Consider the following 10,261-nt stretch of genomic DNA (forward strand, 5'->3'; position numbering starts at 1 on the left):
AGCTGCTACGCATTTAGATGTCTTAGTTTCGGCGACTGGGGAGGGGAGAGGACTTGGAAATTGGTTGTTTCGCGGCATTTAATTGGCGATCGCACTTAAACCAAGAAACGGGGTTTTGAACTCTGCCAAGAGGATTGTCAGCAAGTATTTTGGTAAAAAACCAAGGTAACGGTCGCCAGCGCGATCGCCAAGTAGCATCTTAAAATGTGATCGGGCATACTAATACACTTTACTACTTTTCCTACTAATAAAAACTTACGAAGTAGAAAAAATAAATGTCTAAACCAGTTATTTTATGCGTTGACGATGAGAGAATGGTGTTAGATAGTCTCAGGACACAGCTAGCAGCAGAATTTGGGGATACCTACACCTATGAAGGAGCCGAAGATGCTGAAGAGGCGTTAGAGGTTATCGGCGAACTATATGACGAAGAAACTAGCGTTATTGTGATTATTTCTGATTGGTTGATGCCTGGTATCAAGGGAGATGAGTTACTGATACGCATTCACAAACAATACCCCCATATTATTACAATTATGCTGACCGGTCAAGCTGACGAAGTAGCAGTTGACAGAGTAAAAAAGCAGGCTAATCTCCATCGCTGCTTATCTAAACCTTGGTCGGAAGCCGATTTACTGGAAACTATAAAATCTGGTTTGTTGAAGTTATGAAACAACAGGTAATAATCTGTGTAGATGATGACAACACTGTACTCAAGAGCCTCAAAGTAGAACTCCAAGAAGCTGTCGGCAATGCTTATCTGGTCGAAATTGCCGAGGGTGGGGAGGAAGCATTAGAGTTGCTTGAAGAATTATTGTTAGATGGGTATGAAGTACCGTTAATTATTTCCGATCACATCATGCCTGAGATGAAGGGAGATGAACTATTAAGACAAGTCCACCTACTTTCGCCCCAAACTATCAAAATTATGCTGACAGGGCAAGCAGATATTGAGGCGGTGGGCAATGCCATCAAAAATGCAAATTTATATCGTTATCTAGCCAAACCCTGGCAACAAGAAGACTTGAGTTTGACGGTAAAACAAGCAGTAAATAGTTATCGGCAAAATCAACTTCTGGCATCACAAAACGCGCAGCTTCAGCAAATGAATCAGGAATTGGCTGATTTAAACCGCGAGCAATCGCTACTAATTGCGACACTCCACGAGAACGAAAATCGTTTGATGCAGTTTTTGGAAGCAATACCTATCGGGGTGGGAGTGCTGAATGCTGATGGCCAAGTTTACTATATCAATAAAAAAGCAAAAGAGATATTTAACAAAGGAGTCGTGTCTGAACTCCCAACCGAAAAACTGTCAGAGGTTTATCAAGTTTATCCAGCAGGAAGTCTTGAACCTTGCCCTGTGGAAAACTTGCCAGTCATTCGGGCATTGAGGGGCGAAACTTCGGTGGCTGACGATTTAGAAGTCCGGCACGAAAATAAGATTATTCCCCTAGAAATTCATGCTTCCCCGATTTACGATCAGCAGAACAAAATTGTATATGCTATCAACACTCTTCTAGATATCACAGAACGCAAAGAAGCTGAGGCTGAGCGCAAAAAGTTCATGGAGGAGCTTTTTGAGGTCAATAGCAGTTTGCAACTTTCACTGGAGGCAGAATTAGATATCGTTGAGGCGACAAGTCGTTTTGTACCCAATCAGTTGTTATCTTTTTTGGGATGTGACAGTATTGTTGATGTTAAATTGGGAGATGCGGTGGAGTTGGAAATGTCGGTGCTATTTTCTGACATTCGCGATTTCACGACTCTTTCGGAACAGATGACACCAGAAGAAAATTTCAAATTTATAAATTCATATTTGAGTTATATGGAACCGCTGATTCTAGAAAATCAGGGGTTTATTGATAAATATATTGGCGATGCAATTATGGCTTTGTTTAGCGAGGGTGCGGATGATGCTGTGAAAGCGGGAATTGCGATGCTACACAGTCTTGCTGAATACAATCGACAGCGCGTTGCTGCGGACGATGTGGCGATTAAGATTGGGGTGGGAATTAATACTGGTTCTTTGATGTTGGGTACTGTTGGCGGAAACAGCCGGATGGACGGTACTGTTATTGGTGATACGGTTAATTTGGCTTTTAGAATTGAAAGCTTGACGAAGAATTATGGGGTCTCGCTGTTAATTACTCAACAGACTTTCGATCGCTTGACAAATCCTGCTGATTATGCGATTCGGGTAATTGATAAGGTTCAGGTTAAGGGGAAGTCTGAATGGGTGACTGTTTATGAAGTTTTTGAGGCGGATTTGCCGGAAGTTAAGGCGGGAAAGTTGGCTAATTTGCGGTTGTTTGCTGAGGCTTTGTTTTTATACAATATGAATAATTTTAGGGAAGCTGGGGAACTTTTTGCGGATTGTTGGCGACAAAATCCGGAAGATAAGGTGGCTCAAATTTATTGGGATAGGTGTCTTAGTTAGTTGTTAGTTGTTAGTTGTTAGTAACATACCCCGTTTATGATTCGGCGGTTGAAACCGCGCCTTGTCAAACAAAGTCGGCCTGCGCCGACTGGTTCATAAAGGATATCCAAAACCCGGATTTGGTATCAATAACCAATAACCAATAACCAATAACCAATAACCAATAACCAATAACCAATAACCAATAACCAATAACCAATAACTAATAACCAATAACTAATAACTAATTTGTTCCATCGGCATTTCTATGATAAATTCGGCTCCTTGACCGAGTGCAGACACGCAACTCAGCGTGCCTCCGTGTTCTCGGACAACTTTATAGGAAATTGACAGGCCCAAACCAGTGCCTTTATCGGCGGGTTTGGTGGTAAAAAAGGCGTCGAATAACTGCTGGCAAACTTCTTCCGGCATCCCTGGGCCGTTGTCAGAAATCCGAATTACAGCGTTGGAGTTTTGGACTTCTGTCCTAATTTTAATTTTGCTGCGGGTAGCTTGGGCTTCCTCTACTGAACGCCCTGCGTTGTATTCCTCGATCGCGTCGATCGCATTTCCGATCAAATTCATAAATACCTGATTTATTTTACCCGAATAGCACTCAACCAAAGGCAAATTTCCATAGTCCTTAATTACCGCAATTTCGGGATAGTTGCCGCGCGCCCTCAACCGGCTTTGTAGGATTAGCAGCGTTCCTTCAATGCCTTCGTGCAGGTTGACTTTGCTCATTTGAGAATCGTCTTTGCGAGAGAAATTTCTGAGAGAGCGCACGATTTCCCGAATGCGATCGGCCCCAATCTGCATCGAGGACATTGCTTTTGGCAAATCTTCTAACAGAAACTCTAGCTCGATTTCCTCAATTTTATTTTGAATTGGTGCGGGCGGCTGCGGGCAGTGCTGCTGATACATATCGATCAAATTTAGCAAATCTTCGGTGTAGTGGCCGACGTGGACGAGATTGCCGCAGACGCTGCTAACGGGATTGTTAATTTCGTGAGCCACACCAGCGATCATTTGACCGAGTGTAGACATTTTCTCAGTGTGAATCAATACCGCTTGAGTTTGCTGCAATTCGTGCAAAGTATGTTCTAGCTGAAGTTTTTGTTGAGTTAACTCTGTTTGCGACTGCAGCAAAGCTTCTTCACTGCGTTTCTGCTCGGAAACATCAGTAATTAACCCTTCTAAAGCTATCAATTCTCCAGAGTCGGAATACACTCCCAAACCTTGCTCCCAAACCCATTTTAATTCGCCATTTTTACAAGTTATTCGATAATTTAGCTGATAGGGGCGATTTTCTGCCAAGGCTATTTGAATGGCATTCCACAAAATATCGCGATCGTCCGGGTGTGTTAATTCCGATACAGAAATTTGCCTGGTGCCGATAAATTCTTCAGGAGAATAGCCGGATAATTGATAGCAACCTTCGCTGACAAACTCCATACTGCGATCGGCATCATTGCGAAAACGATAGGCCATCCCCGGCAAATTGCTCATCAGCGTCGCCAGTGCCCGCTGGCTTTCCCGCAGGGCTTCTTCTGCACGTTTGCGATCGGTAATATCCGTCATCACCCCCAGCATACAAAGTTCGCCCTCCAAATCAATCAACTCTGCTGAAAGCAAACACACCACCAGCGATCCCGACTTCACCCGAAATTCGCATTCCTGGTTACGAACAATATATTTTTCTTGCAATATTTTCCTAAAATTAACTCGTTCTTCTGGCTTCACCCAAATATTTAAATCATCTACTGTATGATAAATAGTTTCTGCCAAACTGTAGCCAGTCATCGCTAAAAAACTATCATTAACTTCAATAAAATTGCCTGCAAAAGTAGTAATAGTCATCGGATCTGGACTCGATCGAAAAGCTTTAGAAAATTTTTCCTCCGACAAACGCAACTGTTTAATAGCTGCTTCCAACTGACTTGTCCGCTCTTTCACCCGGCATTCCAAAACCTCGTTAGCCTGCTTTAAATTTTCCTGGGCTTGCACCCGATAAGTGATATCGCGCACCACAGCTTGCAGCCCAATTTTGCCGCCGATATCCATAGAAGTTAGCAGCACTTCCGCCGGAAACTCGGAACCGTCCAAACGTCGGTGCAGCCAGTCAAAACGGCAACTTCCCGTTTGCACCGCCGTATTAATTCGCTCTTGAGACAGACTCATAGAATCTTCCGATCCCGGTTGTAACGGCGGGCTAAATGCCGAAGGATGCTTGCCGCAGAATTCCAATTCTGTGCTGCAGCCAAATAACTTTAAAGTTGCTGGATTGCAATCCAAAAATCCCTGTTCGTCTAACAGCATTACCGCATCAGTTGTCGATTCATAGAGAGTGCGAAACTTCCTTTCCGATTCTTGTAAAGAAGCAATCAACTGCATTTTTTCTTCTGCAGCCCGCTTTTGCTCGGTAATGTCCTGCATGATTTGAGAAAAGCCTTGCAACTCTCCGCTTTCATCCCGCAAAGGAGTCACAATAATCTTCGCCCAAAATCGAGAGCCATCTTTGCGGAACCGCCAGCTTTCACTTTCATATCTACCTGCTGCGGTAGCTGTGGCTAATTTTTCTTGCTGTTTGCCAATTTTAATATCTTCAGGCGTATAAAAGCACTCCGAGTTTTTGCCTACTATTTCGCTGGCTTCATACCCAAAAATTCTTTTAGCGCCGGAATTCCAGCTAGCTACATATCCCTTAGTATCTAACATGAATATAGCATAATCTTTAACGCCTTCTATTACCATTCGCAGGCGTTCTTCACTCTCTCGCAGTGCAGTTTCTGCATTTTTGCGCTGAGTAACATCTTCGACAAACCCTTCGTAATAAAGCAATTTGCCGTCGGAATCGCGGACTGCTCGCGCATTTTCCGAAATCCAAATTACTGCGCCATCTCGGCGATAAATCTGCGATTCAAAATCCGATACGATGCCGCGCGCTTGTAAAGCCGAAACAAACTCGCTGCGGCGATCGGGATTGACGTAAAGCTGATCGCTGATATCGGTCAGGTTCCCCATCAATTCTGCTGGGGAATTGTACCCGTAAATCCGAGCCAAAGCGGGATTAGCGCTGAGGTAACGCCCTTCGGGTGTGGTCTGGAAAATGCCGGAAACAGCATTTTCAAACATACTGTAATATTTTGCTTCCATTTGCTGCAGCGCCTCCTGGACATTCAGGCATTCTATTGCTTTATTTTGTAATTGTTGATTTGCCACTTTTGAATACCCTGCTCTTGTATTGGAGTTGAATATTTTTAGTATGTTCCTGTTAAGTATGAACTGTTAACTAGGCAGGAAAATACTGTGCCGCCCGATCGCGAAAAACAAGCGATCGCCCACAAATCTTGGCGATTGGTTTGTGTCCGGGGCGGCAATTATACAAGTATGTTGATTCATTTTTCCTGCTGGGCTGTTAGATGTTAGATGTTAGATGTTATTGAGGCAAGTTTAGTTGATTGGGTTTGTCTTTTTTTAAGATTTGGCTGGTCTTCAGACGGCCGAGTTGCTCGATTCCCAACCTGCTCCTTAAAATCTGTGTGAATATATTAGCAGTTAAGTACCCTGAAATAAGTTAGTGGCGATGCTGTTTTACTATAATCAGAGGCAGCTACTTCTACAACCGCAAGAGTTTATTTTTAAGGTTTGGGTCAAAGTTCGATCGACTCTCTGTCTCCTGTGACTAACCTGCGGATATCAACTGAACGGCTGTGGGTGCTGTGCTGTCGATTGGGAGATTGAAGATTTTGGATCGAATCATGGACTTGCGGCGCAGTGAATCTGTGACTGTCGCTCTGGCCTAAAATTTTGGGGTATCCACAACTTTTGTCGGAAACTTGTATCCGTTGGTGCTCTCGGTTACTGTTAATTATTTTTAGTCAAATATAATACAGCGGACTGCTGGTAGTTGCACGATCGCGCGTTTCCCTTTAAAGTTGCCATAACAAGAGGGCAATTGTTGTATCAAAAACTTCATATTCGGCTGCTGCGGGCGGACAAATCATGTAACGCTGCTAATATCAGGGGCCAAAATCTGATCCCTGGGCTCAAAATAGGGTGAGATTTGGGCAGTTTCCCAAACAAGATGCAATTTTAAGGACGCTCTAAACCATTGTGCAGTAAGTCATTGCCAATTCTAAAATCTCCCACGCAAAAATTGAACATGGTGTAAGTCTGGTAAAATGCCGATCGATTCTCGGTTTGGCCGCTAAGCTCGATCGGGCTAAATTTGACTAACACTATAAATGACAGATTCTCCCGTACTCGCAACACCAGATATATCCGCAGCTTCAACTTTGACAGCGGATTCTCCTCTGTGGCCAGCCCTGCTACAACAACTGTTAGACAGACAATCTCTCTCGCGCGCCCAAGCCACCGACTTAATGCAGGGATGGCTAGCAGAAGCTATACCCCCGGCACTTTCCGGCGCAATTTTAGCTGCTCTCCAAGCTAAAGGCATTTCTGCTCAAGAATTGGCGGGAATGGCTCAGGTATTGCAGTTTGAGTCCCTCGCAGGCGAGTCAGAAAGTGTTTTGGATCGCCAATCTCGAAGTTCAAATCTTAAATTAATTGATACTTGCGGCACCGGCGGTGATGGCGCTTCCACATTTAACATTTCCACGGCTGTAGCTTTTGTTGCCGCCGCAGGCCTAGTGCGAGTCGCCAAACACGGAAATCGATCGGCATCGAGCAAAGTCGGTTCTGCTGACGTGCTAGAAGCACTCGGAGTCAACCTCAACGCCGATATGGAGAAGGTAAAAGCTGCTTTAGACTCGGTAGGGATCACTTTTTTATTTGCGCCAGGGTGGCATCCAGCACTCAAGGCTGTAGCATCGCTCCGGCGCACTTTGAAGGTGCGGACTGTTTTTAACCTTTTAGGGCCTCTCGTCAATCCTCTGCGCCCGGATGGGCAGGTAATCGGGGTGTTCGATCCCAGGATGGTATCAACTGTGGCGCAAGCTTTGGGCGAGTTGGGGACTGAGTTGGCGATAGTGGTGCACGGCCGAGAAAAGTTGGATGAGGCGGGTTTGGGTGATGTGACTGATTTGGCGATTTTGTCGGGCGGCAAGGTGGAACTTACTACTTTAAACCCGGAACAGGTAGGATTGACACCAAGTGCGATCGGCTCCTTGAAAGGCGGAAATGTTGAGGAAAACGCCGAGATTTTGCGGAATGTTTTGCAAGGCAAAGGTACAGCAGCGCAAATGGATGTTGTAGCTTTGAATGCGTCTTTAGCTTTTCAAGTGGGGGGTGCAATTCCTATGGGTTCCCACGCTGCAGGAGTTGATTTGGCTAAGGAGATTTTATCGAGCGGCGAATCTTGGTTGAAATTGCAGCAGTTAATTGAGTTTTTGCGGTGAAGGAAGAAGTTCGGCATCTGATGCAATTGGCTGATTTAACAGATGTTGAAAAAAGAGGTTAGAGGCCAGAGGAGGGAAGAATGAGATGCACAATTTGCGATCGTCTCTCGCTTCTGGCGATCGAGCAAACTCGAACCATTACGCAGGGATCAACTGTTTGCAAAACCCAGCGAACTCTTAAGGTATTCGCACGCTCGGACTAATGACCAATGACTAATGACCAATGACTAATGACCAATGACTAATGACTAATGACTAATGACTCCACTTTAAGAGCGCGATCGAAATTCAATCACATCTTGCTTAATAGTCACATCTTTATTACCAAAAAAATCGTGACCCAGCAGCCCGATGTCTAGTGCGGGCGATATCGGTACAACTACATTTGTAATCGCCAAACCGCCAGCTTCGATCGAAGTAAGATTGCCCAGAGGAAAAGTAGCCACTCCGTTGGGAGTTTTGGCTTGCACGCTTCCTTGAGGAACTATCTTCAAAGCAGTAGCCATTGCTGGCGTAATTACTGTGCGGCTTGCTCCAGAATCCACCATCATTTCAAACTTTTGCGTGCCGTTAAACGTGACTTCTATCACTGGGATATTAGCTTCTCGGCGTTTAATTTTGACCAGAAATACTCCCGATTTAGTATTAGCCTTAGTATCAGACGAACCTGCAGGAGCCAATTCTTGGGGCATAAAACCGCAGACAGAGCGGCTCAAGCTAATTGTTTGGCCGCGGTCGTTACGCATGAAGCATCCCTCGCTCTCTTGAGCAGTCGCTGGCGACGAGTTGACTGCAGTGTCAAGTAAAATTGAACTGCTCAGAGAAATAACTGCTGTTAAAAGCAGTAAAGGTTTGCGGAGGTTTTTAGCGTTCGGTTGAGGCTTTTTTGAGTTGGAAAGTAAAGGCAAGGGAGATTTGCTGACCATAGTTTGTTTAAACGCTTGTTTGTCGATCGTAACAGTGAAAATTGCCTTTTAGTATAGATTTAGACTGTTTTCCAGACTCATAAGCTGCTGGCGGTTCAATTGTTCGTGCAGGCGTCAGATGCCAATAATTTGCACTGGTTGCTTCTGCTCGATCGCGCGTGGCTTCTTCCTCAAACCTCGGCTATGGCAGTGCACAGGCGCCTTCGTTTCCCGAACAGTTGCAAAAATTAAAATAATATCTGTATATTGCCGGCTAGCATCAAATCGCAGGCAGTGGTAAGAATGAAACCAAAGTCCAGTAATTAAGGATGCCATGTCACTTTCAACAGCAAAACCCGCTCTCCTAGTCCTGGCTGACGGTACTGCTTACCGCGGCTGGTCGTTTGGCGCTGACGCCACCGTCGTCGGCGAGGTAGTTTTCAATACGGGAATGACAGGCTACCAAGAAGTCTTGACCGATCCTAGCTATTGCGGCCAAATTGTCACTTTTACTTATCCAGAATTGGGCAATACCGGGGTAAATCTCGAAGACGAAGAATCCTCGCGGCCGCAAATTCGAGGTGCGATCGCCCGTAACGTATGCAGCCGCCCCAGCAACTGGCGCTGCTCGCAATCCCTGCAAGACTACCTAAAACAGCACAATATCCCCGGCCTTTACGGCATCGACACCCGCGCCCTCACCCGCAAAATTCGCACTGTGGGAGCGATTAACGGCGGCATCTCGACAGTGATTCTCGACCAGGCAGAGCTGTTGGAGCAAGTCCAAAACGCTCCCAGTATGGCCGGGCTGAATCTGGTACGCGAAGTGACCACCCGCAAGGTTTACGAGTGGTCGGAAGCCACGGACTCAGTGTGGGAGTTCAGTCCGACAGTCCAACCGGCCAGCGGCGAAATGTGGACGGTGGTGGCGATCGACTTTGGGATCAAGCGCAATATTCTGCGGCGTTTGGCGAGTTACGGCTGTCGGGTAATTGTTGTACCCGCTGACACGTCGGCGGAGGAAATTCTCAAATACAACCCGGACGGCATTTTTCTGTCCAACGGCCCGGGAGATCCCTCGGCGGTAACTGAAGGAATCGCGACGGCTAGAGCTTTGTTGAAGTCAGACAAACCCGTGTTCGGCATTTGCATGGGACACCAAGTGCTGGGACTTTCCTTGGGTGCGGAAACTTTTAAACTCAAGTTCGGCCACCGGGGCTTGAATCATCCTGCGGGTTTAACGGAGCAAGTAGAAATTACTAGCCAAAATCACGGTTTTGCGATCAACCCGGATTCCCTAGTCCCCGAAGTAGAAATTACTCACCTCAACTTGAACGATCGCACCGTAGCCGGATTGAAGCACAAAACCTTGCCGATGTTCTCAGTCCAGTACCACCCGGAAGCCAGTCCGGGCCCGCACGACGCTGACTATTTGTTCGATCGATTCGTGCAGTCCATGCGAGACCATCAGAAAATCACAGCTTAGCCATCTTTGGGGAGTCATTAGTCATTAGTCATTAGTCATTAGTCATTAGTCATTAGTCATTAGTCATTAGTCATTAGTCATTAGTCAT

7 protein-coding genes are annotated in these 10,261 nt (G+C 45.7%); 4 read left to right on the forward strand and 3 right to left on the reverse strand.

Going from position 1 to position 10,261, the window contains the following annotated elements:
- Positions 1 to 275 precede the first annotated feature (275 nt).
- Together QUA01_RS24130 and QUA01_RS24135 are read left to right on the forward strand one after the other, a co-directional pair.
- On the forward strand, positions 276 to 671 hold the full coding sequence (locus tag QUA01_RS24130; protein WP_333092944.1) for a response regulator: 396 nt from the start codon (positions 276 to 278) through the stop codon (positions 669 to 671).
- Positions 668 to 2,440 carry an adenylate/guanylate cyclase domain-containing protein gene (locus tag QUA01_RS24135; RefSeq protein WP_333092942.1) on the forward strand — a complete coding sequence of 591 codons (1,773 nt, stop codon included), beginning with the start codon at positions 668 to 670 and terminating at the stop codon, positions 2,438 to 2,440. Before QUA01_RS24130 ends, QUA01_RS24135 begins: the two co-directional genes overlap by 4 nt.
- 216 nt (positions 2,441 to 2,656) lie before the next feature.
- On the opposite strand, the gene QUA01_RS24140 is transcribed toward QUA01_RS24135, so the two are convergent.
- Both QUA01_RS24140 and QUA01_RS24145 read right to left on the reverse strand, forming a co-directional pair.
- Positions 2,657 to 5,641: a PAS domain-containing sensor histidine kinase gene (locus QUA01_RS24140; RefSeq protein WP_333092941.1), complete on the reverse strand. Its 2,985-nt coding sequence runs from the start codon at positions 5,639 to 5,641 to the stop codon at positions 2,657 to 2,659.
- Positions 5,642 to 6,514: 873 nt separating this feature from the next.
- Positions 6,515 to 6,661: a hypothetical protein gene (locus QUA01_RS24145; protein WP_333092940.1), complete on the reverse strand. Its 147-nt coding sequence runs from the start codon at positions 6,659 to 6,661 to the stop codon at positions 6,515 to 6,517.
- 5 nt (positions 6,662 to 6,666) lie between these two features.
- On the opposite strand from QUA01_RS24145, the gene trpD reads away from it, so the two are divergent.
- Positions 6,667 to 7,782, forward strand: a complete 1,116-nt coding sequence (trpD, locus tag QUA01_RS24150) for an anthranilate phosphoribosyltransferase (RefSeq protein WP_333092939.1) — start codon at positions 6,667 to 6,669, stop codon at positions 7,780 to 7,782.
- Between the two features lie 269 nt (positions 7,783 to 8,051).
- Here trpD and QUA01_RS24155 read toward each other — a convergent pair whose 3' ends face one another.
- Positions 8,052 to 8,528: a retropepsin-like aspartic protease family protein gene (locus QUA01_RS24155; RefSeq protein WP_333092938.1), complete on the reverse strand. Its 477-nt coding sequence runs from the start codon at positions 8,526 to 8,528 to the stop codon at positions 8,052 to 8,054.
- 493 nt (positions 8,529 to 9,021) lie between these two features.
- Between QUA01_RS24155 and carA the strand changes: the two genes are divergently transcribed.
- On the forward strand, positions 9,022 to 10,173 hold the full coding sequence (gene carA, locus QUA01_RS24160; protein WP_333092937.1) for a glutamine-hydrolyzing carbamoyl-phosphate synthase small subunit: 1,152 nt from the start codon (positions 9,022 to 9,024) through the stop codon (positions 10,171 to 10,173).
- The last annotated feature ends 88 nt before the right edge of the window (positions 10,174 to 10,261 follow it).

Source organism: Microcoleus sp. S36a_B3, assembly GCF_036700745.1.
Taxonomy (GTDB): Bacteria; Cyanobacteriota; Cyanobacteriia; order Cyanobacteriales; family Microcoleaceae; genus Microcoleus.